This window comes from Mucilaginibacter aurantiaciroseus (assembly GCF_024055595.1).
In the GTDB taxonomy this organism is placed as follows: Bacteria; Bacteroidota; Bacteroidia; order Sphingobacteriales; family Sphingobacteriaceae; genus Mucilaginibacter; species Mucilaginibacter aurantiaciroseus.
In genome coordinates, this window is sequence record NZ_JAMXOF010000001.1 from 1,382,684 (window position 1) to 1,406,921 (window position 24,238).

The 24,238-nt window shown below is 43.4% G+C and carries 21 protein-coding genes; 15 read left to right on the top strand and 6 right to left on the bottom strand.

The window, feature by feature from the left end:
• Positions 1 to 11: 11 nt before the first annotated feature.
• Positions 12 to 3,236 carry an eIF2A-related protein gene (locus tag NAF17_RS06430; RefSeq protein ID WP_252757154.1) on the top strand — a complete coding sequence of 1,075 codons (3,225 nt, stop codon included), beginning with the start codon at positions 12 to 14 and terminating at the stop codon, positions 3,234 to 3,236.
• Between the two features lie 128 nt (positions 3,237 to 3,364).
• A complete protein-coding gene (msrB, locus tag NAF17_RS06435; protein WP_252757155.1) occupies positions 3,365 to 3,853 on the top strand; it encodes a peptide-methionine (R)-S-oxide reductase MsrB in 489 nt (162 codons plus the stop codon).
• On the opposite strand, the gene NAF17_RS06440 is transcribed toward msrB, so the two are convergent.
• Positions 3,843 to 4,148: a GIY-YIG nuclease family protein gene (locus tag NAF17_RS06440; protein WP_370340742.1), complete on the bottom strand. Its 306-nt coding sequence runs from the start codon at positions 4,146 to 4,148 to the stop codon at positions 3,843 to 3,845. The two genes, msrB and NAF17_RS06440, sit on opposite strands and share 11 nt — an antisense overlap.
• 143 nt (positions 4,149 to 4,291) lie before the next feature.
• Between NAF17_RS06440 and NAF17_RS06445 the strand changes: the two genes are divergently transcribed.
• The 4 genes from NAF17_RS06445 (at position 4,292) to bioD (ending at position 7,361) form a co-directional block, all read left to right on the top strand.
• Complete coding sequence (locus NAF17_RS06445; protein WP_252757157.1) at positions 4,292 to 5,071, top strand: XRE family transcriptional regulator; 780 nt, start codon at positions 4,292 to 4,294, stop codon at positions 5,069 to 5,071.
• Positions 5,072 to 5,191: 120 nt separating this feature from the next.
• Positions 5,192 to 5,560: a Spy/CpxP family protein refolding chaperone gene (locus NAF17_RS06450; RefSeq protein WP_252757158.1), complete on the top strand. Its 369-nt coding sequence runs from the start codon at positions 5,192 to 5,194 to the stop codon at positions 5,558 to 5,560.
• Positions 5,561 to 5,629: 69 nt separating this feature from the next.
• A complete protein-coding gene (locus NAF17_RS06455) occupies positions 5,630 to 6,757 on the top strand; it encodes an aminotransferase class I/II-fold pyridoxal phosphate-dependent enzyme (RefSeq protein WP_252757159.1) in 1,128 nt (375 codons plus the stop codon).
• The gene (gene bioD, locus NAF17_RS06460) at positions 6,750 to 7,361 is read left to right on the top strand and encodes a dethiobiotin synthase (protein WP_252757160.1); all 612 of its coding nucleotides are present in this window, start codon (positions 6,750 to 6,752) and stop codon (positions 7,359 to 7,361) included. Before NAF17_RS06455 ends, bioD begins: the two co-directional genes overlap by 8 nt.
• Here bioD and NAF17_RS06465 read toward each other — a convergent pair.
• On the bottom strand, positions 7,351 to 8,151 hold the full coding sequence (locus NAF17_RS06465; RefSeq protein ID WP_252757161.1) for a sterol desaturase family protein: 801 nt from the start codon (positions 8,149 to 8,151) through the stop codon (positions 7,351 to 7,353). The genes bioD and NAF17_RS06465 overlap by 11 nt on opposite strands.
• Before the next feature lie 66 nt (positions 8,152 to 8,217).
• On the bottom strand, positions 8,218 to 8,811 hold the full coding sequence (locus NAF17_RS06470; RefSeq protein ID WP_252757162.1) for a Crp/Fnr family transcriptional regulator: 594 nt from the start codon (positions 8,809 to 8,811) through the stop codon (positions 8,218 to 8,220).
• Positions 8,812 to 8,928: 117 nt separating this feature from the next.
• On the opposite strand from NAF17_RS06470, the gene NAF17_RS06475 reads away from it, so the two are divergent.
• Positions 8,929 to 9,816, top strand: coding sequence for a 3-hydroxybutyryl-CoA dehydrogenase (locus NAF17_RS06475; protein ID WP_252757163.1), 888 nt, complete (start codon positions 8,929 to 8,931; stop codon positions 9,814 to 9,816).
• 130 nt (positions 9,817 to 9,946) lie between these two features.
• Here NAF17_RS06475 and NAF17_RS06480 read toward each other — a convergent pair whose 3' ends face one another.
• Entirely contained in the window at positions 9,947 to 11,341 is a 1,395-nt protein-coding gene (locus NAF17_RS06480) for an arginine decarboxylase (RefSeq protein ID WP_252757164.1), read from the bottom strand.
• Positions 11,342 to 11,799: 458 nt separating this feature from the next.
• Here NAF17_RS06480 and NAF17_RS06485 point away from each other — a divergent pair, with 458 nt between their 5' ends.
• A complete protein-coding gene (locus tag NAF17_RS06485) occupies positions 11,800 to 12,141 on the top strand; it encodes a hypothetical protein (RefSeq protein ID WP_252757165.1) in 342 nt (113 codons plus the stop codon).
• A 135-nt stretch (positions 12,142 to 12,276) separates the two neighbouring features.
• Positions 12,277 to 12,576 (top strand): hypothetical protein, encoded by a 300-nt coding sequence (locus NAF17_RS06490; RefSeq protein WP_252757166.1) that lies wholly within the window; start codon positions 12,277 to 12,279, stop codon positions 12,574 to 12,576.
• Here the strand turns inward: NAF17_RS06490 and ctlX are convergent.
• Entirely contained in the window at positions 12,551 to 13,489 is a 939-nt protein-coding gene (gene ctlX, locus NAF17_RS06495) for a citrulline utilization hydrolase CtlX (RefSeq protein ID WP_252757167.1), read from the bottom strand. The genes NAF17_RS06490 and ctlX overlap by 26 nt on opposite strands.
• 101 nt (positions 13,490 to 13,590) lie before the next feature.
• Positions 13,591 to 15,033, bottom strand: coding sequence for an arginine deiminase family protein (locus NAF17_RS06500; RefSeq protein ID WP_252757168.1), 1,443 nt, complete (start codon positions 15,031 to 15,033; stop codon positions 13,591 to 13,593).
• A 583-nt stretch (positions 15,034 to 15,616) separates the two neighbouring features.
• Between NAF17_RS06500 and argS the strand changes: the two genes are divergently transcribed.
• The 6 genes from argS (at position 15,617) to cysD (ending at position 24,197) form a co-directional block, all read left to right on the top strand.
• Positions 15,617 to 17,386: an arginine--tRNA ligase gene (gene argS, locus NAF17_RS06505; protein ID WP_252757169.1), complete on the top strand. Its 1,770-nt coding sequence runs from the start codon at positions 15,617 to 15,619 to the stop codon at positions 17,384 to 17,386.
• Positions 17,387 to 18,202: 816 nt separating this feature from the next.
• A complete protein-coding gene (locus NAF17_RS06510; RefSeq protein WP_252757170.1) occupies positions 18,203 to 20,296 on the top strand; it encodes a ferredoxin-like domain-containing protein in 2,094 nt (697 codons plus the stop codon).
• Complete coding sequence (gene cobA / locus NAF17_RS06515) at positions 20,293 to 21,081, top strand: uroporphyrinogen-III C-methyltransferase (protein ID WP_252757171.1); 789 nt, start codon at positions 20,293 to 20,295, stop codon at positions 21,079 to 21,081. The genes NAF17_RS06510 and cobA overlap by 4 nt, the downstream gene beginning before the upstream one ends.
• A complete protein-coding gene (locus tag NAF17_RS06520) occupies positions 21,059 to 22,573 on the top strand; it encodes a TSUP family transporter (RefSeq protein WP_252757172.1) in 1,515 nt (504 codons plus the stop codon). The genes cobA and NAF17_RS06520 overlap by 23 nt, the downstream gene beginning before the upstream one ends.
• The gene (locus tag NAF17_RS06525) at positions 22,573 to 23,295 is read left to right on the top strand and encodes a phosphoadenylyl-sulfate reductase (RefSeq protein ID WP_252757173.1); all 723 of its coding nucleotides are present in this window, start codon (positions 22,573 to 22,575) and stop codon (positions 23,293 to 23,295) included. Before NAF17_RS06520 ends, NAF17_RS06525 begins: the two co-directional genes overlap by 1 nt.
• Entirely contained in the window at positions 23,292 to 24,197 is a 906-nt protein-coding gene (gene cysD, locus NAF17_RS06530) for a sulfate adenylyltransferase subunit CysD (RefSeq protein ID WP_252757174.1), read from the top strand. Before NAF17_RS06525 ends, cysD begins: the two co-directional genes overlap by 4 nt.
• Positions 24,198 to 24,238 lie beyond the last annotated feature (41 nt).

Sequence of the window (24,238 nt, forward strand, 5' to 3'; positions counted from 1 at the left end):
AACCGCTATTTATGTATAAACGTTACCACTGCAATTTATTCATCAAGTATCCTTTTATATTATTTTGCCTTGTATTTACGCTGTTATTTAACCAACAGGCTAAAGCCCAGTATTTTGGGCAAAACAAGGTGCGCTATAAAAACCTAAAATTTAAGGTTTACAAAACCCCGCATTTCGAGATCTATTACTATCTAAAAAACGATAGCCTAATAAAACGTTTCGCACAAGAGTGTGAGTTGTGGTACACGCTACACCAGCAGGTATTTCGAGATACGTTTAACAAGCCCAACCCTATTATCCTTTACACCAATCACCCTGATTTTCAGCAGACAACAGCTATCGACGGCGAAATAAGCGTGGGTACCGGTGGTATTACCGAAGGTTTAAAAAACCGCGTGGTAATGCCCGTTATGGAAACCAATCAAACTACCCGCCACGTTTTGGGGCACGAGTTGGTTCACGCGTTTCAATACCATATGCTGCTTAGCCGCGATTCTTCTAACTTCGAGAATATTGGCAATATCCCGCTTTGGATGGTGGAGGGTATGGCCGAATACCTATCCTTAGGTAAAAAAGACGCCTATACCGCCATGTGGATGCGTGACGCTTACCTGAATCACAACATACCTACCATACGCGACCTTACCCAAAGCAATAAATATTTCCCGTACCGATATGGCGAGGCGTTCTGGTCGTTCCTTGGGTCAACCTATGGTGACACTATCATAGTGCCTTTCTTTAAAAATACAGCACGTTTTGGGTTAGAATACGGAATCCGCCGGACTTTAGGTTATGACGATAAAACCCTCTCCCGCCTGTGGCAAAACTCCATCGAAAACACTTATAAGCCCTATTTAAAAGATACCGTGCAAACGCCGGTTGGCAAACGCCTTATCGATACTAAGTTGGGCGGCGATTTGACCGTTGCCCCTTGTATTAGTCCGGATGGAAAGTATTTGGCATTTCTATCCTCAAAAAGTTTGTTCAGCATTGATCTATACCTGGCGGATGCTAAAACGGGCAGGGTGATAAAACAGTTAACCAGCAAAGTATCTAACACGCATATTGATGAGTTTAACTTTATCGAATCAGCGGGCACATGGTCGCCGGATAGCCGAAAGTTCGCGTTCAGCGTTTTTAGCAAAGGGCGTAACAGGATGCTGGTTGTTGATGTGCCGGATGGAAGGATCGTAAATGATGTTTCGATGGGGAAGGCCGAGCAGTTTGGCAACCTTACCTGGTCGCCTGACGGTAAAAATGTAGCTTTCCAGGGAATGTCTGAAGGCCAGGGCGACCTTTATATGTATAACTTTGAATCTAAAAAAGTTGTTCAGCTCACCAACGATAAGTTTTCGGATTATCAGCCAAACTTCTCAGAGGATGGCAAGCACATCATCTTCTCGAGCGACAGGGCAACTTATGACAAAAAGCTATCTCAGGATATCACTTTTAACTTAGCTGAACTGGATATCACCACCGGTAAAATAACTGATATAAAAGTATTCGACGGGGCTAACAACCTGAACCCGCAGTATTCTTCGGACGGTAAGCAGGTATATTTTCTGTCTAACAAAGATGGCTTCCGCAATATGTACCGGTATACTTTTGCAAACGCTAAGGTGGAGCAAATGACCTACCTGTTTACCGGCATCTGCGGTATTACCGAGTATTCGCCGGCATTGAGTTTATCCAATAACGATGATGTGGTTTACTCCTACTATCGCGCCCAAAAATACACGATCTACAATGCCAAAGTATCCGACTTTAAACCAGTTGTGGTTGACGCCGGAACAACAAACTTTACAGCAGCTATGCTGCCGCCATTGCGCGCTGTGGGTGTCGACCTGATCAATTATAACCTGAATAATTACCTCGCTTATAGCAAGATCCCCTTAGATTCGATCCATGCTATACCATATAAACCCAAGTTTAAGTTAGATGCCTTGGGCAGTACAGGTGTAGGGGTTTCGGTTAGTTCGTTTGGAACAGGATTGGCAAGTGGTGTACAGGGTGTGTTCAGCGATATTTTGGGCAGGAACCAGATTTATGCGGGTGTTGCCGTAAATGGCGCAATCTATGATTTTGGGGGATCAATATTATACATCAATCAACGAGGTCGCTGGAATTTTGGCTTGGGTATATCACATATCCCTTACCAATCCGGCACTTACGGGTACAACTTTACCAATATTGAGGTTAGTGGTAAATCGACACCTGTTTACGAAGAAAAAACGGATATCATCCGCACTTTTGAAGACCAACTACAGGCTTTTACGTCTTACCCCCTATCCCGCACTTTACGTACCGAAATAGGGACAACAGCTTCACGATACTCTTACCGTGTGGACAGGTACAGCAGTTACTATTCATACACCAATACGCCCGATGCAAATGGTGTAAACCAATTGGCTATAGGCAACCTGCTCGATTACAAGAAACATAAAATTTCGCGCACGCAATTCCTTGCTGAAAACGGCATCGACTTAAAACCATTCAATATCTATGGCTTAAGCGCCGCATTGGTTGGTGACGATTCCTACTTTGGCATTGCCGCTCCTTTGAACGGACACCGTTTCCGCATCGAGGCGGAGTATAATATGGGTACTTACAACTTCTTCTCTCCTACTATCGATCTGCGCAAATATGTACGTGCTGGTTCGTTGACCTTTGCTGCAAGGCTTTATGGTTACGGCCGCTTTGGTAATAATGTTAGCGGTCTATATCCGCTATATGTGGGTTATCCATTCTTGATCCGTGGTTACGAGGCGCAAACATTTTATAACTCCAAAACAGCAAATAAAAACGGCTTTACTATCGATCAGCTTTCGGGCAGCCGCATCGCGGTAGCAAACTTCGAGATTCGTTTACCATTTACCGGGCCGGAGAAACTAGCGGTTATTAAATCAAAATTTCTTTTCACCGATCTTAACCTGTTTTTTGATGCCGGTTTAGCCTGGAACAAAGGCAACGACATAAAGTTCCAGAAAGCACCTGATGCCTTAGGCCAAACGCCTGTGTTAGATAATAATGGTAACCCTGTACTTGATGGCAACGGCAACCCGCAAACGCAAACAACTTATAATACCAACCAGCGTGTGCCGTCACTAAGCGCGGGGATCTCGTTAAGGGTGAATTTTTTTGGCGCTTTTGTACTGGAACCTTACTTTGCCGTTCCGTTTAACCGTACGGATGTTAAAAAACCTATATTTGGTTTAACTTTTGCACCGGGTTGGTAGGTTGACTTAGGATTTGAGAATTACGATTTTAGATTTAGCGCCTGCAATTTGCGACCGATTTTTTGCCTCTTATAATCAGACTTATCGATGACAACTGAACCGGCAAGATATTCGTAAATTTAGGTATTATGAAAAGATCGATCTTAGCAATACTGATAGTTAGCATGTTAACCACCTTTGGGTGCGACAACAGCAACGGGCAAAATAAAAAAACACAGGAGAAAAGACCTTTGGCCAAGCCTGCATTTGGGTGGAAACAAAAGCTTACGGCTAACCAGTACGAGATAATGGTGAACCGTGGTACCGAACCACCTTTCCAGAACGCCTATCATGATAATCACCAAAAAGGTGTTTACCTAAGTGCGGCTACCGGCGAAGTATTGTTTAGCTCGGAAGATAAATTTGACAGTGGTACCGGCTGGCCAAGCTTTGTAAAGGCTGTTGACCCTAACAAAGTAGAAATTATACACGACAGCAGCTTTGGCATGAGCCGCGACGAGGTTATTGAAAAAAGCACGGGCCTGCACCTTGGCCACGTATTTGATGACGGTCCTAAAAACAGGGGTGGCAAAAGATATTGCATGAACTCGGGCGCATTGGTGTTTGTTAAAAAGTAACCGCCCTGCGTACCGCTTGTATAGAAGGCCTGCCGTAAATGGCGGGCCTTGCTTTTACACCACTTTCGTATTTAAGGCCTGCAGTAAGGTCAACCCAATCCGGATTTACGGGACGAATCATTTTTTCTTTTTGAGGGCGTGTATATGTGCTTACCATTTTAAAGCGTTCCATAGCCTGTTCCTCGGTATTTATTTCTTCAAAATAAACCAAGCGGTTTAATTGCTGCGCGCTGTCAAAAAACAAGGTAGGCATCTCACCATAAAACTTAAGGGTTTTAAGCAAGTCTGTGCACATACCTACGTGTAAATTTCTCCTGTTCCTGTCTGTGATTATATATACGAACCTTTTCATTTGATAAAAAAAATTTGCTGGTTAAAAAATAATTACTAATTTTATGAGCATAAAAATACTAACAATTTTAGCAATTCCAAATTTTTATGGCAAATATTTCACAAAATATTAAATTCCTTCGCAAAAAGAAAGGCCTAACCCAGCAGCAATTCGCCAATCAGTTAGGCATAAAACGTTCATTAGTAGGCGCATATGAAGAAGAACGCGCTGAACCTAAATATGAACTACTAAAACAATTAGCAATATTTTTTGACATATCTATTGATGATTTCATCAATGAAACCATCGACGAGAAGTGGGCGCCGAAGCCAAAAGGCAACCCCGCAAACCTCAGGGTGCTAAGCATTTCGGTAGATAAGGAAGATAATGAGAACATTGAGATGGTACCATTAAAGGCCAGCGCCGGTTATTTAAATGGCTATGCTGATCCTGAATATGTTAGCCAGTTACCAAAGCTTTATTTGCCTATGTTTAAACAGGGTACATATCGTGGGTTCGAAATAAAAGGAGATTCAATGCTGCCATTACAATCCGGTACTACTATAATAGGCGAATACCTGGAGAACTGGGCCGACGTTAAAATTGGCGAAACTTATGTTATTATCTCTAAAAGCGATGGCGTGGTTTATAAACGTGCTGGCAATAAATATAAAGAAGGCCGCAACCTTAAACTGGTATCAGATAATCCCGTTTACGACCCTTACGAAATAAGCGCGGACGATGTGCTGGAAGTTTGGAAAGCAAAGGCATACATATCTACCCACATGCCGATGCCTACCCCCGAGCCTACTATGGAAAGCCTTACCACGATGATGGCCCAGATGCAGCGCTCGATAGCTAATTTGAATCATAAGGAAGTAAATTAAATACGGCAACATTTAAGTTACACTTAAGCCACAACGCATAACAATTAAGTTACATAGCATCAGGTTAAACCAATCACCATTATCTTTATCTATAACATCAGTTAAACTAAAAAACAAGAGATGAAAAAGATTATGATGATTTGCTTATTCGTATTAGGAATATCAGCAGTTAGTTACGCACAAGGTGGAGGTCGCCAGAGAATGACTACAGCCGACAGGGTTAAAGCCATTAAAGATAACTTAAAAATCACTGACGACCAGGCAGCAAAAATTACAGTTATTTACGATGCTCAATTAAAATCAATGGATAGCTTGCGTAATGCAGGCGGCGATATGCGTACACAGATGCGCCCGATAATGCAGGCTACTACTGATAAAGTTAAGGCCGTATTAACTCCAAAGCAGGCAGCTGCATGGCAAAAACAAATGGACGAAGTACGCGCCCAACGCCAAAATGGCAGTGGCGGCGGTGCACCATCTAACAAGTAATAATATTATTACTAAAATAAAATAAGCGGCTATAGTCCGCTTTTTTTATTTTAGCAGAAATTTAAAAACGTGGTATCATCAGAAAAATACATCCAAAACAGACTTGATGAACGCAAAGTGCTGGGCACCTACCGCAGCCTTCGCACGGAAAGTGACCTGGTTGATTTTTGCTCAAACGATTACCTTGGCTTTGCCCGCTACCCTGCTTTAAAAGTCAGTATCCAACAGGAAATTGATGCACATCCGCTAAATTTAAACGGGGCAACCGGATCGCGCCTGATCTCCGGTAACATCACCTACACCGAAGAACTGGAACAGCAGATAGCTTCGTTTCATAAAAACGAAGCGGGTTTGCTATTTAACTCGGGTTACGATGCTAATGTGGGTTTGTTCTCGTCACTACCGCAAAAGGGCGACACCATTATTCACGACGAACTGATTCATGCCTCTATTATCGACGGTGCGCGGTTAAGTCACGCCAACCGCTACACATTTCGCCATAATGATCTGAAGAGCCTGCAGGGCAAGCTAAAGCAGGCTAAGGGAGTTTGTTACGTGGTGATTGAAAGTATTTATTCCATGGACGGTGATACCCCGCCCATAGTCGAAATACTTAAACTAACCGAACAATATAGCGCAAACCTAATTGTGGACGAAGCCCATGCGGTTGGCTTATACCCTTTTGGATTGATCTCTCATTTAGGGGTACAGGATAAGGTATTTGCCCGTGTGGTAACCTTCGGAAAAGCATTAGGCTGCCACGGTGCAATTATTTTGGGCAGTAATTTGCTACGGGAGTACCTCATCAACTTTTCGCGCGCGTTTATTTATACTACAGCGGCATCATTCCAACAAATAGCTGCTGTGAAGATGGCTTATGAACTGTTGAGCAAGTCATCACCAGAAATAGAAAAACTTAATTGTAACATCAACCTTTTTAAACAGGGAATTAAGCAAAGTGAAACCTATCCTTTATTACAAAGCGATAGTGCTATCCAATGTATCATATTAAACAATAACGAAAGGGCTAAGCATGCGGCTCAAACTTTGCAAAACTCCGGATTGGACGTAAGGGCGATATTAAGTCCTACGGTTGCCAAAGGTGCCGAGCGCATCCGCATTTGCATTCACTCCTATAATACTGCGGAAGATATCAATCTGCTTACTTCAACTATTAATAACATCATCCATGCATAAACCGCTATTTGTAACCGGTATTGGTACCGATATTGGCAAAACCCTCATCTCGGCCATATTGGTAGAAAAACTTAAATGCGATTATTGGAAACCCGTGCAAGCCGGCGAACTGGATAATAGTGATACGATGAAAGTGCAACGGTTGATCTCAAATGACCAATCTGATTTTCACCCTGAGGCTTATCGTTTAACCCAACCCTATTCACCACATAAATCAGCGGCGCTGGATGGTGTTACCATCGACGAGCAAACCATCATTTCTCCAAAAACTGGTACCCAATTATTGATTGAAGGGGCTGGTGGCCTGATGGTGCCGTTAAATGATCATTGCCTGGTTATTGACCTGATCAAACAATTGGGTGCAGAAGTAATACTGGTATCACAAAATTACCTGGGCAGCATTAACCATACGCTATTATCTATCGAAGCTTTAAAACAGCGCGGCATCCCCGTTAAGGGCATTATATTTAACGGTGATGAGAATGCCTCTACTGAAGATTATATTACCACTTATACACAGGTTGCTCATTTAGGAAGAATCCCTAAACTTGAGGCGGTTAACAAAGAAACCATAGCCAATGCGGGCAGATATATTAGCTTATAGACTCGCTGATAACACCTGTTCGTTTTTCGCCAAACCTGTTTGCCTGCACCCGGTCGTAATCTTTCACATAATCGGGGTGTTCGGTTTTTAGCAGCCTATCCCAAAGCCTAAAATACAAGCCATAATTACCTTTAAATTTGCTATGGTGCATATTATGGTATACTGATGTGCTGATGATCTCAAAAAAGAAAGAATTTCGCAGCCATTTAGGTGCTATCTCGTACCCCAAGTGCCCGTAAACATTGATAATGAACCCTACAATGGTAAACCACACCGCCATTAACGGGTGAATAGGGATAACCATCACAATTACCAACAGCACCATACCCTCCGTCAAGGCCTCCGCGAAATGGAACGAATACGATGCCCACGGCGATGGGTTGGTAGACTGGTGATGCACCAGATGCGTTAGTTTAAAAAGACTTTTATGATGCAGTAACCGGTGCATCCAGTAAAAATAAGTATCGTGGATAACGAGGCTCAACACCAAACTTACGGGCAGGTACCACAGCGGAAAATCGGTTAAATTGGTATACAACCGGGTGTAATTTTTAAGCGGCGTATACAATACCACATAAGCGATGACCGCGAAGACCGCCGTTGTTTGCATAGATTGAAGGATCTCTCGTTTAAAATCTTTAAGGTCGGCCGCGCGGTTCTGTATTTTCGATTTGCTATACCAACTGGTGAGTGCCTTATAGAATAAAAAAAAAGGTACCCCCGCAAGTATAAAATACCTAACGGCTGAAATGCTGAATATGGTGATTAATGCGTGCAGTAACTTTTCCATACTTTTTTAATTTATTACAATACAAATGTAGCCGCGCGCATGTCGCAAAAAATTAACAAAAGATAATTAACGCTTTTTGGGCGATGCAATCCGTTTACGGATGCGGCTTAACGATACAGGGGTAATACCCAGCAAGGTAGCCAGGTATTTGTTAGGCACACGGTTTACGATATCGGGCTTATCGTGCACAAGCTTCATGTACCGCTCCGCAGTCGATAAAAGTACAAACGACTCCACCCTTTCCATGTATTCGGCAAGCATACCCAAAATGATGGCATTACGTTTGGCCGATAAACGTGGGTTATTATTGATAATAGGCTGGGCTTTTTTAAAGTCGAGTTCCATTATCACGGTATCTTCCAGCGCCTGGTAAATAAAGCGTGATGGCTTTTCAAAAACAATCGTATCCGCTGCTGCAATAAACTGGTTCTCCCACCTAAGTAGCAAGGTACGTTCTTCACCATTTTCCTTCAGGTGATAACCTCTTATTAAACCGCTTTTTATGAAAGCTACTTTATGGCAAATTGTATCTATATCGATGTAAACCTCACCCGCCGCTATCTTCCGGGTTTTAGCGAGAGTAACCAGCTCATACATATCTTTTAAGCTAAGCTCTTTATAAATGGAAAGATAAAAGCTGATCTCGTCGGTGTTAAGCATTGCTGCAATTTAGCTAATTTATCAGCTGCTAAAAAAAAAATTAGGCAAGTTTCAATTGTATAATTCCTAATTTGCAATTGTTTTTACGACTGCCCAAAAAGCACAACCAATTATATTATGAAGAATATTACAGTTATAGGATCGGGCACTATGGGAAACGGCATTGCCCATACCTTTGCGCAGAATGGATTTAACGTGTCGCTTGTAGACATCAGCGATGCCGCCCTGCAAAAAGCACTGCAAACCATAGCCGGCAACCTGGACCGACAGATTAAAAAAGGCGCTATTGACGACGCTGCCAAAACCACTACCCTTAGCAATATAAAAACTTATACTGATGTAAGCGAAGGTGCAGCTAATGCCGATCTGGTGGTTGAAGCCGCTACCGAAAATAAAGAGATCAAACTGAAACTGTTTAAACAGTTAAGCGAGGTATGCCAACCAAGGGTTATCCTGGCATCAAATACATCCTCCATATCCATTACAGAAATAGCTGCAACGACCAGTAACCCTTCTAATGTGATAGGAATGCACTTTATGAACCCTGTACCTGTTATGAAACTGGTTGAAGTCATCCGCGGGTATGCCACTACCAACGAGGTTACTAATACCATTATGGAACTATCGCGCCAGCTGGGTAAAGACCCTGTTGAGGTGAATGATTATCCCGGTTTTGTTGCTAACCGCATCCTGATGCCAATGATAAACGAAGCAATATACACAGTATTTGAAGGCGTGGCAGGCGTACATGAAATTGATACCGTTATGAAACTGGGGATGGCCCACCCTATGGGCCCGCTGCAACTGGCCGATTTTATCGGCCTTGATGTTTGCCTGGCGATACTAAAAGTGCTGCATAACGGTTTCGGCAACCCTAAGTATGCGCCATGCCCGCTACTGGTAAATATGGTAATGGCCGGACACCTTGGCGTTAAAAGTGGCAGCGGTTTTTACAAGTATACCGCAGGTAGTAAAGATCTGGTTGTGGCTGATAAATTCGCATAATGATATCATGGTGAGCCTGTCGAACCATTTGCGCTTAAATAGGTCTTCGACAAGCTCAGACTAACAAATGTTTATACAAAAAAAGCACCGCCAAATAGCGGTGCTTTTCAATATCAAATAGGTTTGAAAGTTAAGTGGTGTAACCCAGAATTTTCAATACCTGTTTACTATTTTGTTCTTCGCCAAATACCTCAAAGTTAAATGTCTCATCGCGGTTTCTGCGGATGATAACATGTTTTGGTGATGGCAGCAGGCAATGGTGTATACCACCGTAACCGCTTAATACTTCCTGGTAGGCACCTGTGTTAAAGAAACCCATATACTGCACTTTACGCGTTTTAGGCATAAACACGCTGTTCATGTGGGCTTCCTGGTTGTAGTAATCCTGCCCGTCGCAAGTGATACCACCAAGGTTAACACGTTCGTATTCACTATCCCAGTTGTTTACCGGTAACAATACATATTTTTGGTTCAATGCCCAAACATCCGGCAAGTTGGTAATAAATGACCCATCGAGCATCAGCCATTTTTCACGGTCGTTTTGTTGCTTGCGGCCTAATACTTTGTACAATATACCCGATGCTTCGGCCACAGTGTATTTACCAAACTCAGTAATAATATCCGGTTCCATTGTATCATGCTCTGCACAGATCTCTTTGATACGGCTCACAATCTCGTTGATCATGTACTCGTAATCAAAATCAAACACCAGCGAATCTTTAAACGGCATACCGCCGCCGATATCTAATGTATCAAGCGCAGGGTTTATTTTTTTAAACTTGCAGTAAAGCGTAACGTATTTCTCCAGCTCGTTCCAATAATATGGCGTATCAGAGATACCCGAATTGATGAAAAAGTGTAAAAGCTTAACGTTAAAGTTAGGGTTGTTCTCTATTTTATTGTGGTAAAAATCGATGATATCCTCCATACGGATCCCAAGGCGCGAGGTATAAAACTGCGAATCGGGTTGTTCCTCTGCCGCTATACGGATGCCAAGGTTACAAGGCTCATCCATCTCTACCTCGTCATCGTACAGGTTAAATTCCTCTTTATTGTCCAGTACCGGGATAATGTTCTTGAAACCATCGTGCAGCATATCAATAATGTACTGCTTGTACTGAAAGGTTTTAAAACCATTGCAGATTACAGTGATGTCCTTACTTACTGCACCTTTTTTCTCCAGGGCATCAATCATCGGCATATCAAAAGCTGACGATGTTTCCAGGTGAATCTCGTTCTTAAGTGCTTCTTCTACAATGTGCTTAAAATGCGAGCTTTTTGTACAATAGCAATATTTATAGCTACCGCGATAATTAGTTTTAATAATGGCCTGCTGAAAAAGCAGCTTAGCCTGCTGTATTTTCTTGCTGATAATGGGCAAATAAGTGAATCGTAAGGGCGTGCCATACGTCTCGATCATTTCCATCAAATTAAGGTCGTGGAAGTATAATTCATCCTCTATTATCTCGTAACCTTCCTGTGGGAAACCAACGCTTAGGTCAAGAAATTCCTGGTAACTCTGCATCTATTAAAATTTGGTGCAAATGTATATTTTATACGGATGAATTTATTATTTGTTGTATGGATTTTTTATAGTAGGAATGTAATTTGTTTACGAGTTGAATTTATTTATATAAAAGCCTTATACATCAATGTATTGCCAAATAAAAACCAAATCGATTTTTCATGGCCATCCTGAACTTAGTTTAGCGCCTTAAGGAGTGTGTTTAAATCATAGAGTTATCAAAGACCCCAAACGGGTAGCTAGCGGACGGTATACGCAGCTATCTCTAATACAGTTCAAGAGGCAAATGCGGCATGGGTGCGTCAGTAGAAAAAAATAGCCGTCCGCCTAAAGGCTTGACGATAGAAAGTCTTACGGCAAATACAGTTTTTGCTCAAAAAAAATATTCATTTGCTTAATGTATACAATTATCACTATCTGAACAAATAACATATTCTATTATTAAATAGAGTGCGATAATGGAACCGGAACTAGTTTCTTTTTTTAATTTTTTGCTTGACGATGCAACTGGAAATCATAATCCAGTTGTAATTACTAATAAACATGTTGTTGTAGGCGCACAAACGGGGAAATTATTTTTCACCAAAGCATCTGAAACAAGAGAGCCGTTGGATACTGAGCATTATGAGTTAGTTCAAAATAATTTCGAATCGCTTTGGGTGATGCATCCAAATAATAGTTTTGATTTGTTCGCAATACCAATTACTTTTTATCAAATTGAAGCTGAAGAAAATGGAATCAAATTATTCTACAAATCGCTCGGCAATAAATTAATACCAAAAGTGCCCCCAACTTGCTGATCTTTTAGCGCTTGAAGAAATATTGATGGTAGGTTATCCAAATGGTATATGGGATCAAATAAATAACAAACCTATTTTAAGAAGGGGAATAACTACAACTCATCCCAATTTCGAATATAATGGGCAAAAGAGGTTATGATAGACGCTGCTTGTTTCCCTGGTTCAAGCGGCTCTCCAGTATTTATATTTAACGAGCATGGTTATCAAGATAAAAAAGGTAACATAACCTTAGTATCGTCGCGCGTCTGTTTATTAGGAGTTTTATTTGCCGGCCCTCAACAAATACTTACGGGCGATATTAGAGTAGTCAATATTCCGAGGAGTTTAAAACAGATTTCATTTTCCAGTATTCCAATTAATTTTGGTTTAATAATTAAGGCAGAGCATATATTAGAAATCGAAGCTGCGTTTAAAAAAAACTTTCCTTTTCTCTAACCCCTAAATGCACCTCAGCCATCATACACCTTGCACTGCCCCCACCGTTAGTTTCGATAGTACTGATATCGGCATAAACTAACTTTCCATACTTTTCTAAAGTAGTTTTCTGCTCAGCGCTAAGCGAGTTATAGGCCGTTTGCGACATCACCACCAAAGTTTCACCGTCAGCATTCTTTACCTCCAGCATATTACCGGCAAAAAGGTTCATTTGGTCGAAAGTGATATCGATGATCTCTTTATTGGTTGATTTTAGTGAAGCAATAACTGTTTCCTTCTCTCCGGCATCCATAATACTGTCCAAACAGATCACCGCGAATTTGCTGCCGATGGCCATCAACACGTTGGTGTGATAAATGGCCCGTCCGTTTTGGTCGAAGGCATCAAAGGTTATGGTTTGGTAACCGGTATATTCGCAAAAGGCTTTCAGCACTTCGGTATTAGTACGGGGCGAGATGCAGGCGTAGGTTATCTTATTTTGTCTATCCAGCACCATGCTGCCGGTACCTTCTAAGAATTGCTCCTGAGCCTCGTATCGACTTAGGTCGATAACATGGTTGGCCTTAAAATTCTCTTCCAGTTGACGGATGATATCTTCCCTCCGCTCCAACCTGCGATTTTCAGCTTGCATTGGGTATAGGAAAATATCGCCGTTATCATGAAATGAAACCCAGTTATTCGGGAAGATAGAATCGGGGGTATGTGGTTCAGTGGTATCATTTACCACAGTAACATTCACGCCGTTAGCACGCAGTACGTTTACAAAGCCGTCAAACTCCTGCTGTGCTTTTTGCTGCACGGCTTGTTGATCGGCATCTTGTTTTTGGAAGGCGTTGCTTTTGGCCGTTTGCACATTAAAGCCAAACGCCACCGGGCGGATCATTAATAGGTTATTGGTGCTTTGTTGGGTCATTGTCTGAACTCGAATTAAACGAATTGTTTTAATTGACAGAATTTAATAATGGATTGTCGACGTAAGAATTTTAAAAATTCATAAATTTTCTAAATTCGATTTCAGACAGCGTCACGCTCCAACGGCATACTCATACAATGAAAACCGCCTCGGGCACGAGACAACTCGGCGCTTGGCATCAGTATCAAAGTATCTTTCATCTTTTGCGGATCGATCTCGCCATTTTCCATTTTCGGCAGCAGGTCGGTCACGTGGATCACCTCGAAACCGCTTTGTTTAAATGCCTCTACGGTTTTATCGTTACGGTCGTAGCCTACCACTACCCCATCTTTTAAGGCCAGCAGGTTACAGCTATCCGTCCATTGCTCGCGGGCATCAAACGGAAATAAATCATTACCCGAGTAAATGAATTTGGTCGGCTCAGTGCTTTGCAGGTCCTTTTGGCTGATGTTATCCAGCAGGTCTTCCAGCGTATTAAAAGTCTTTGGTTTCTTATCTTTCCTGAACTGTACTATCTCGGGCTTGTCCTTATTCTTTTTATCCGCAAACCAGGCAATAGGTTCACATTGCGATTGCTCGGTTTCCGTTATTGTTAAAGACCGCAACAGCACCCATACGTTCCGTTTTACCTGGGTAAAAACGGTATCAATGTGCATGTAGTCGCGCTTATGTGGTATTTTTACAATGGTAATTTTGCTTACCACATCATTTTCAAAAAGCAGCTTTATGGCCTCATTTGCACCGCTGATGGAAGTACGTTCGCTGCAACCAATGATCAGATGCTGCGGACTAACCATCATCACATCACCACCCTCAATAGTGGTTTTCTCCTCATTTACCTCGCCGGGGCGCAGGAAATGCTGTTTGTTTTCTGAGATCTCGATCACATTATCTTTATATGAAGCAAATAAAGGGTGATTAAAAAAGATATAACGCATCAGCAAAGTCTCGCGTGAGCGGGCCTTTTTGGCTGGTTTGTTTAGCAGGATATGGTTATTAATGGCAATCCCCAGATCGCGCGAAAAGATAAGGTTAGGTATCGGTGCGAAGATCATGGTATCATCTGTTAGCGAACCCGAAATAAAGATTTTAGCCAACTCTACCGGGGCAGTATCTATCAGTTGCAGTTGCAATTTGTAATTACAGCTCTCTATAGCGCAAACCGCTGCTACCAGTTTCTTGCGAATATCATTTTGCTGCAGTATATCGCTCAGCAAAGTCTGGATCTCTATAACCCTGGTAGAATTATGGAAAGCAGCATTATCCGGCTTAAAAAAATCGCGGTTAGCTGTATCGCTGTCAATATCGGCCAGCTTGCCTTTTATTTTAGCAGGATCAAGAAAATACATCAGCAGTTTAATGTAGTAATCGTACTCCTTGCGGCGCATGGTATCCAGGTGCACAATGTCCTCAAAAAGCCAATCCTGGGCCTTAGAGGGAACAACTTTGCCTAAACCACTGTCGGGGCTATGCACCAAAAGCGAGCGCAGGTTGCCTATTTCAGATGTTACATCTATCTTAAAATCTTGGTCATTAAGTGTCATAAATGGTTATAAAGAAGAAACAAAGCTATTGTTTTTTAGTTGAAATTCATTCAGCCGTTCATTGCCTCGCTCTACTATCCTCTCTCTGCAAGCGGAAAGAGGGTTATAAAAAATTGTCCTCACCTTATTTGCGCAGCAGAGAGGGTTAACCAGCATAGCGTTCCCGATAGCTATCGGGAACGGTAAGTAAAATCTTGCAGCTGTCCCATTAAATATTACACAACACGAGACAAAATCGCAAATAATTAATATTCAATTAGATATGAAATAATAAAATTCAATTTTAATTAAAGTAATACTTTTAAATATTTAATTTAACCAATTATAAATTAATGTTTTATATATTTTACGTGGGGTGTCCCATTGCTTTCTGAATGGGACATAATGGGACACCCAATTTTTATCCGGTTTATAAGTGCAATTATCAAATTAACCGCAAAGGGCACTAAGTTTTGCGTGCCTATTAACACAAAGCTCACAAAGAAAATCTGTGTGGCCTTGGTGCTTTTCTTTCTGCGTGCTCTGTAGTTAAAAACGCATAGTTTAATCTATCAACCATGAACTTATTTATTAATTTTGCGCGATGGATTTTATTATTGAGGCTGTTGTTAAGGCCGTTAAAGATTTATACCAAACCGATATTGCCGCCAAAGATGTAAACCTGCAGGAAACCCGCAAGGATTTTGAAGGGCAGGTTACACTGGTTACCTTCCCATACACCAAAGTTTCCCGAAAAGGACCCGAGCAAACCGGCGCCGAAATTGGCGAATATCTGCAAAAAAACCGCCCCGAAATCGCCTCTTTTAACGTTTTAAAAGGCTTCTTAAATATCGTAATTGCCGATAATTACTGGCTGAACGCGCTGCATACCGACATCCTTACGGATAACTTCGCGGCAGCAAAACCAAATGGCAAACGTGTTATGGTTGAATATTCCTCTCCAAACACCAACAAGCCTTTACACCTTGGGCACATCCGTAACAACCTGTTAGGTTTTTCGCTGTCAGAAATACTGAGCGCGGCCGGGTACGATGTCATTAAAGCCAATCTGGTGAACGACCGTGGTATCCACATTTGTAAAAGCATGGTGGCCTGGCGCGAGTTTGGCCAGGGCGAAACCCCCGAAAGCAGCGGCTTAAAAGGCGACCACCTTGCGGGCAAATACTACGTTTGGTTTGACAAAGCTTACAAGCAACAGATACAAGAACTAATTGAAGAAGGCCAGACTGAAGATGAAGCCAAAAAGAACGCCCCGCTGATAAAAGAAGCGCAGCAAATGCTTTTAGAATGGGAAGCCGGCGACGAAGCGGTTATTAACCTTTGGAAAACCATGAACGGCTGGGTTTACGAAGGTTTTGATGTTACCTACAAAACCCTTGGCGTAAACTTTGATAAATACTATTACGAAAGCAATACCTATTTATTAGGTAAAGATATTGTGGAAGAAGGCCTTGCTAAAGGCGTATTCTTTAAAAAAGAAGATGGCTCGGTTTGGATAGACCTTACCGAGGATGGCCTTGACCAAAAATTGGTTCTGCGTGGTGATGGTACTTCGGTATACATCACCCAGGATTTGGGTACCGCGCAGTTGAAATACGATGATTATAAGATGGACGAGTCCATTTATGTAGTAGGTAACGAGCAGGACTATCACTTTAAAGTACTGTTCCTAATCCTGCAAAAGCTCGGTAAAACCTGGGCGCAGGGCTTGTATCACCTGTCATACGGCATGGTCGATCTTCCATCCGGTAAAATGAAATCTCGTGAAGGTACCGTAGTTGATGCTGATGATTTGATGGCCGACATGTTTGGCACCGCCAAAGAAACTACCGAAGCCATGGGCAAAGTAGATGGCTTTAGCGAAGAGGATAAAAACAAACTGTACCGCACCATTGGTATGGGCGCTTTAAAATACTTTTTGTTAAAAGTTGACCCTAAAAAACGCCTTTTATTCGACCCTAAAGAGTCTATAGACTTCCAGGGACATACGGGGCCGTTCATCCAATACACCCATGCCCGGATCAAATCGGTACTAAGCAGGGCCGGTTACTTTGCCGAAAACAGCACCCACGATGTCACCGAACTGGATGGCGTGGAGCGCGACCTGATCGTGACCCTAACCAAATTCCCGGAAACGATTCGGGAGGCTGCCGCGAATCATAGTCCGGCTTTGATTGCAAATTACGTTTATGAACTGGCTAAAAACTACAATAAGTTTTACCACGAAAAATCTATCATGCAGGCCGAAACGGAAAACTTAAAACAATTCCGTTTGCAGCTGTCTGCCGCGTCAGCAAAAGTCATCAGCAAAGCCATGGGTTTGTTGGGGGTCGATGTACCGGAACGCATGTAGTTTGGAGAGAAGCAAGAAAACAAGACATTAAGAATCAAGACAAAAGCCCTTAGCATTTTGCCAAGAACTTTTTTTAAGTTTTGTTTCCTGATTCTAATTGTCTTGTCTCTCTTAAAGACTACCACCAGTGCCCCTTTCTCTACATGTAACCTCTTAAGCCGTGTATCCAGTTACCTTGCACATATACACGGTTGGCGCGTAGGCGCACGTAGAATTTAATGATAGGTAAGACGATTGGGATTGGGATTTGGATTTGGAAAGATTTATTTGGGGAAAGGTGAAAGGTAAAAGCTGAAAGGTAAACAGCGCGGGATGTACGACGTTTTCATGTCGTCGCAGGGTATCACAGTGTGGACCCTGCGCAGCCTTGCATACGGCGCAGGATTCTTTACAATTTGTCATCCTGAACGATAGCGAAGAATCTATTCTACAACATACAAGTCGACGAATGCATTATGCCTATTAAGATGCTTCACTATCGTTCGGCATGACAAAAAAACATGATATTTAAGTCTGAGTTTGTTGAATACCTACGCCCGGCTAATGGTTCGACAGGCTCTCACCATTATACACACATTCCGTCATCCCAACATCAAATCCAATCTATTTTCAAATAAATGCTACTATTCCCCTATACTATATATATATTTGGGACATACTAATGAAACAAATAGGATTTACATATCATAACAACTTAATTAACTGCTGTATTTGGGCAGATAGATTGTGGCTGTAAATGTGTAAATAGATAATTTTCGCCTCTTCAGCCACAGCAGAAGGGGTTTTTTTTTGAGATAACTAAATTACGTACCGAATATGCAGAGCTTCAGAACCGAACTGGAGAACCCGATAGTGGAACAGGACATCATCGACCTGGAAAGAAAGATCCGCGCGTTCCGCGAAGGTAAGATACACGACGAGAAATTCCGTAGCCTGCGCCTTGCGCGTGGCGTTTATGGCCAAAGGCAGCCGGGCGTACAAATGGTGCGTATTAAACTGCCATTCGGTAAAGTAACCTTTAAGCAGCTTTTAAAAATTGCCGATATATCTGACGAGTACGGCAGCGGCAACCTTCACTTAACCACACGCCAGGATATCCAGATCCATTATGTGAGCCTGGACCGTACCCCGCAATTATGGGCCGAACTGGAACAGGACGATATTACGCTTCGCGAAGCTTGTGGCAATACCGTAAGGAATGTAACCTCTTCCCCTACTTCGGGCATCGACCCGCTGGAGCCGTTTGATGTTTCGCCTTATGCGCAGGCTACGTTCGAATATTTTCTGCGGAACCCTATCTGCCAGGAAATGGGGCGTAAGTTTAAAATTTCGTTTTCATCAAGCGAGGCAGATACCGCTTACTCTTATATTCACGATCTTGGGTTTATCCCGAAACTAAAAGAGAACGGCGAGCGTGGTTTTAAAGTGCTTTTAGGCGGCGGACTTGGCGCACAGCCTTTGTTGGCAAGCCCGGTAGAAGATTTCCTGCCGGAAGATCAGCTGATCCCTTACATCGAAGCTATCATCCGTATATTCGACCGCCATGGCGAGCGTAACAACCGCAATAAAGCGCGTTTAAAATACCTCATCCAAAAGATCGGGTTAGATGAAGTGCTTCGCCTTGCAAAAGAGGAGCGCACCGCCCTTAAGGTTAAAACCTGGAAAATAAACCGCGATACCGTTCCGCAGCCTCAGCTACCTGAGGATAATGTTTATAGCGATGTAGAAATTGCCAACCCCTACCGTTACGAGCAATGGCTGGCTACCAACGTATTCGAGCAAAAGCAAAAGGATTTTTACGGCGTATTTATAAAAGTGCCTGTGGGCGATATCCCTACCGATACCGCGCGCAAACTGGTTGCTGCTATCAAGCCTTATGTGGGCGACGAGATCCGCATTACACAAAACCAGGGCTTACTGTTAAAATTTATCCGTAAAGAATCATTACCCGCCCTATACGTTGGTCTGCACAATTTAGACCTTGCCGCGCCGGGCTTTGATAGTTTGGCTGATGTTACCACTTGCCCCGGTACAGATACCTGTAACCTGGGCATCAGCAACAGCATGACCATGGCTAAGGTGCTGGAGGATGTGATCTACAACGAGTACGAAGATTTTATCTACAACCGCGAGATCAAAATAAAGATCAGCGGCTGTATGAACAGCTGCGGTCAGCATGGTTTGGCGCATATTGGTTTTCACGGCAGTTCGCTTAAAGCGGGCACCAAAGTATTGCCATCTGTACAGGTGATGCTTGGCGGTGGCACTGTAGGCAACGGCGAAGGCCGCGCTGCAGAACGTGTGATAAAAGTGCCATCTAAACGCGCTACACATGCTTTACGCTACGTGCTGGATGACTATAAAACATTGTCTACAGAAGAGGAAACGTTCCATGCCTATTACGATAGGCAGGGTAAAGATTATTTCTACCGCCTGCTAAAACCCTTGGCCGACCTGACCACCCTTACAGATGATGAGTTTGTAGACTGGGGCCATCAGGAAACTTATGTTTCTGCTATTGGTGTAGGCGAGTGTGCAGGTGTAATTATCGACCTGGTAGCTACGCTGTTGTTCGAGAGCGAAGAGAAACTGGGCTGGGCAAACGGCGCTTACGTTAAAGGTTTATGGGCCGATGCCATTTACCATTCCTACAACACCATGGTGAGCGCGGCTAAGGCGTTATTGCTTGATAAAAGCGTTAACAGCAGCACCCAAACCGGGGTGATAAAAGAATTTGATAACAATTATGTAGCCACCGGCGAATTTGCCCTTGAGGGTACTTTTAGCGACCTGGTGCTGCAAATAAATAAAAACGAGCCATCTGAAGAATTTGCCACTGCATACAAACAACAGGCAACAGACTTTTTAGAAGCCGTAAAAACGAAGAGAGAGGCAGTGTTGCAATCATGATACAAAACGAACCCAATAATATAAAAGAGCCACGCATTACCCTTGTTGGCGCAGGACCCGGCGATGCGGAGCTGATAACGCTAAAAGGAATTAAAGCCCTGCAAACTGCCGATGTGGTTTTGTACGATGCTTTGGTGAACGATGAGATCTTAGATTTTGCCCCTGCCAATGCAGTAAAGGTTTACGTGGGTAAACGCTCGGGAGATCATTCTTTTTCGCAAGACAATATCAACCGATTGATGGTTGATTACGCTTTAAACTACGGCCATGTGGTACGTTTAAAAGGCGGCGACCCGTTTGTTTTTGGCCGAGGACACGAGGAATTGGATTTTGCTGCGGAATATAAGATCCCTACACAGGTTGTACCTGGGATCTCAAGTTCTATCGGCGTACCGGGTTTGCAAGGTATCCCTGTTACCCATCGCGGATTAAGCGAAAGTTTTTGGGTGATAACCGGCACCACTACCGATGGTAAAATATCTGCCGACTTGTACGATGCCGCCAAAACTAACGCCACCATTGTGGTGCTGATGGGTATCCACAAACTGGCAAAAATTGCAGATATCTTTAAAAACGAAGGCAAAGGCCAATTGCCTGCTGCCGTGATACAAAGCGGCACTACTGTTAATGAAAAAGTTGTTGTTGGTGTTGCCGATACTATTGTGGCTTTGGCTGCAGAGCAGGGCATCACCTCTCCGGCGCTAATCATACTGGGCGAAGTGGTTTCCTTACACCCGACATTTAAATTGGTAAAAGAAGTTTATGACGTTGTTGCCAAAGGATAATAGTTTAGCGCAGGTTCAGTCGCAAGAGGCACAGGGCAATCAATTGTTCCCGGTGTTTTTGAAGCTGAACAAACTGCACACCGTGCTGGTTGGCGCGGGCAATGTTGGCCTGGAAAAGCTGACCGCCCTGCTCAACAACAGCCCGGCTGCCGCTGTTACCATTATTTCTAAGGATTTTTTGCCGGAGGTACATGCGCTTGTCGCCCAGTATCTGCAGGTAACTATCAAACAAAAATCTTTTGCCGATACCGACCTTGATGCCGCCGATATTGTTATTGCTGCAACCAACGACAGCGAACTGAACAAATACGTACGCCAATCTGCACACGACCGTAAGCTGCTGATAAACGTTGCGGATAAACCCGAGTTGTGCGATTTCTACCTTGGTTCTATCGTACAAAAAGGCGACCTGAAGATCGCTATCTCTACAAACGGTAAATCGCCAACCATAGCCAAGCGTTTAAAAGAAGTTTTAAGCCAGTCGATACCCGGCGAGCTGGACATTACCCTGCAGCAAATGGCCGAGGTGCGCAACACCTTGTCGGGCGATTTTACGCATAAGGTAAAAGAACTTAACCGCGTTACCGAGATATTACTTGGCCCTAAAAAAGCGCCGAGTAATAACAATATTAAACTATTGGTTTGGGGAACCTTTGTAGGTTTCCTGGCAATAACCATTATAGCACTCTGGATAAAAGAGCCGTCATTTAAAAACTACGTGGAGAACATCTCTCCTATGTTTTACTACTTTTTAGGCGCAGGTTTTGTTTTTGCGCTGATAGACGGCGCCATCGGCATGTCATACGGGGTTACATCTACCACATTTTCGCTATCTATGGGCATTCCGCCTGCTCCGGCAAGTATGGGTGTGCACTTATCCGAGATCATGAGCAACGGCATTGCCGGCTGGATGCATTACCGCATGGGCAACGTAAACTGGAAACTGTTTAAACTGCTGTTACTACCCGGCATCATCGGTGCGGTAACAGGTGCGTATTTATTATCCTCATTAGAGCATTATGCCCAATACACCAAACCGTTAGTGTCGGTTTACACATTGATATTGGGCATCGTTATCTTTAAAAAAGGTTTAGACCTTAGAAAGAAACGCACTACAGCCAAAATCAAACGCATACCGTTGTTAGGGCTTGGTGGTGGTTTTATTGATGCTGTTGGCGGCGGTGGCTGGGGTTCTATCGTATTATCTACTTTGATAGCGGGTGGCCGTCATCCAAGGTTCTCCTTGGGTACAGTAAAACTATCCCGTTTTTTTATCGCGCTGATGGGTTCGTTAACGTTCATTACCCTGCTTAATAGTTCGCATTGGGATGCTGTGGCGGGTTTGGTTATCGGCAGTGCATTGGCATCACCTGTAGCGGCACGCATTTCCAATAAAATTTCGGCAAAGGCCATTATGATGGCTGTCTCGGTTATTGTTATCCTCATCAGCATCCGTAGCATTTTTATTTTTTTAACCCACCCACCTTTCTAATGGCCGATACGATTTACATATCGCAATTGGTGAGCGGGAAAGACCCTGTGGAGGCTTTACGCGCTTTGGCAGGGCAGTTTCCCGGCGAGATCGTGTTCTCCACCAGTTTTGGTTGGGAAGACCAGGTGATCTCGCATATGATCTTCGCTAATCATATTCCTATAAAAGTTTTCACCTTAGAAACCGGCCGCCTGTTCCCCGAAACCTATTACGTATGGAACCGCACCATGGAGATCTACGGGCAGCCCATCCACGCCTATTATCCGGACAATAACAGGTTGGAGCATATGGTGAACGCCAAAGGGCCCAACAGCTTCTACGAATCGGTTGATAATCGCAAGGAGTGTTGCGCTATCCGCAAGATAGAGCCTTTGCACCGCGCCCTGGCAGGCAACCAATGCTGGATAACCGGCATCCGTGCCGAGCAATCGCCAAACCGCGAGGATATGAGCAATGTGGAATGGGACGAGGGCAATCAGCTGATCAAGTTCCACCCTGTTTTTAATTTTAGTTTAGATGATGTAAAAGCTTACATCAAACAATACAATATACCCTACAATACATTGCATGATAAGGGTTTCCCAAGCATAGGCTGCCTGCCCTGTACAAGGGCGGTACAACCCGGCGAAGATTTTAGGGCCGGCCGCTGGTGGTGGGAAGACCAAAGTAAAAAAGAGTGTGGTTTACATGCAGCAGTAACGTTAAATGATTTAAAAGAATGAGTAAATACCGGTTAGATTACCTGGACGAGTTAGAGGCAGAGGCCATATATATTCTGCGCGAAGTAGCGGGGCAGTTCGAAAAACCTGCGCTATTATTCAGCGGTGGTAAGGATTCTATCACCCTGGTGCATTTGGCGTTAAAGGCCTTTCGCCCGGGCAAGTTCCCGTTCCCGCTGGTACATATCGATACCGGGCATAACTTTGAAGAAACCATCACCTACCGCGATGATATGATTGCACACATCGGCGAAAAACTAATCGTAGGCCATGTACAGGATAGCATTAACGAAGGCAAAGTAATTGAGCAGAAAGGCAAAAACGCCAGCCGCAACCCTTTGCAAACCACTACCCTATTAGATACTATTGCCAAACATGGCTTTGATGCCTGTATTGGTGGTGCCCGCCGCGATGAAGAAAAAGCAAGGGCTAAGGAACGCATATTTTCGGTACGCGATGAATTTGGCCAGTGGGACCCAAAACGCCAGCGCCCCGAACTTTGGGATATTTACAATGGCAAAATTCACAAAGGCGAGAACGTACGGGTGTTCCCGATAAGTAACTGGACGGAGCTTGATGTGTGGAACTACATCCGCCGCGAAAACATCCCTTTGCCAACCATCTACTTCGCACACCAGCGCGAGTGTATCACCCGCAACGGGCAACTGATGGCAGCATCGCCGTTCCTCAATATGGATGCTGATGATGTGATAGAGCATAAGAACGTACGTTTTCGCACCGTTGGTGATATGACCTGTACCGCGGCAGTAGAATCATACGCATTTGAGATAGATGATATCATCGATGAGATAGCATCATCCAAGATCAGCGAACGCGGCGCCCGAATAGATGATAAAGTAAGTGAAGCCGCCATGGAAGACAGAAAAAAAGGTGGATACTTTTAGGGAATGGTTAAAGGGGAAAGGTTAAAGCTAAAAGCTTTGTT

What these genes read in the sequence shown, in the direction of transcription:
- NAF17_RS06440 (WP_370340742.1), bottom strand. Translation starts at nt 4,148, where the DNA reads ATGTGCACAGACTTGCTTAAAACCCTTAAGTTTTATGGTGAGATGCCT.
- argS (WP_252757169.1), top strand. Translation starts at nt 15,617, where the DNA reads ATGGATTTTATTATTGAGGCTGTTGTTAAGGCCGTTAAAGATTTATAC.
- msrB (WP_252757155.1), top strand. Translation starts at nt 3,365, where the DNA reads ATGAAAAGATCGATCTTAGCAATACTGATAGTTAGCATGTTAACCACC.
- NAF17_RS06525 (WP_252757173.1), top strand. Translation starts at nt 22,573, where the DNA reads ATGGCCGATACGATTTACATATCGCAATTGGTGAGCGGGAAAGACCCT.
- NAF17_RS06480 (WP_252757164.1), bottom strand. Translation starts at nt 11,341, where the DNA reads ATGCAGAGTTACCAGGAATTTCTTGACCTAAGCGTTGGTTTCCCACAG.
- cobA (WP_252757171.1), top strand. Translation starts at nt 20,293, where the DNA reads ATGATACAAAACGAACCCAATAATATAAAAGAGCCACGCATTACCCTT.
- bioD (WP_252757160.1), top strand. Translation starts at nt 6,750, where the DNA reads ATGCATAAACCGCTATTTGTAACCGGTATTGGTACCGATATTGGCAAA.
- NAF17_RS06450 (WP_252757158.1), top strand. Translation starts at nt 5,192, where the DNA reads ATGAAAAAGATTATGATGATTTGCTTATTCGTATTAGGAATATCAGCA.
- NAF17_RS06430 (WP_252757154.1), top strand. Translation starts at nt 12, where the DNA reads ATGTATAAACGTTACCACTGCAATTTATTCATCAAGTATCCTTTTATA.
- NAF17_RS06500 (WP_252757168.1), bottom strand. Translation starts at nt 15,033, where the DNA reads ATGACACTTAATGACCAAGATTTTAAGATAGATGTAACATCTGAAATA.
- NAF17_RS06465 (WP_252757161.1), bottom strand. Translation starts at nt 8,151, where the DNA reads ATGGAAAAGTTACTGCACGCATTAATCACCATATTCAGCATTTCAGCC.
- NAF17_RS06510 (WP_252757170.1), top strand. Translation starts at nt 18,203, where the DNA reads ATGCAGAGCTTCAGAACCGAACTGGAGAACCCGATAGTGGAACAGGAC.
- NAF17_RS06445 (WP_252757157.1), top strand. Translation starts at nt 4,292, where the DNA reads ATGGCAAATATTTCACAAAATATTAAATTCCTTCGCAAAAAGAAAGGC.
- cysD (WP_252757174.1), top strand. Translation starts at nt 23,292, where the DNA reads ATGAGTAAATACCGGTTAGATTACCTGGACGAGTTAGAGGCAGAGGCC.
- NAF17_RS06475 (WP_252757163.1), top strand. Translation starts at nt 8,929, where the DNA reads ATGAAGAATATTACAGTTATAGGATCGGGCACTATGGGAAACGGCATT.
- NAF17_RS06520 (WP_252757172.1), top strand. Translation starts at nt 21,059, where the DNA reads ATGACGTTGTTGCCAAAGGATAATAGTTTAGCGCAGGTTCAGTCGCAA.
- NAF17_RS06485 (WP_252757165.1), top strand. Translation starts at nt 11,800, where the DNA reads ATGGAACCGGAACTAGTTTCTTTTTTTAATTTTTTGCTTGACGATGCA.
- NAF17_RS06490 (WP_252757166.1), top strand. Translation starts at nt 12,277, where the DNA reads ATGATAGACGCTGCTTGTTTCCCTGGTTCAAGCGGCTCTCCAGTATTT.
- ctlX (WP_252757167.1), bottom strand. Translation starts at nt 13,489, where the DNA reads ATGACCCAACAAAGCACCAATAACCTATTAATGATCCGCCCGGTGGCG.
- NAF17_RS06470 (WP_252757162.1), bottom strand. Translation starts at nt 8,811, where the DNA reads ATGCTTAACACCGACGAGATCAGCTTTTATCTTTCCATTTATAAAGAG.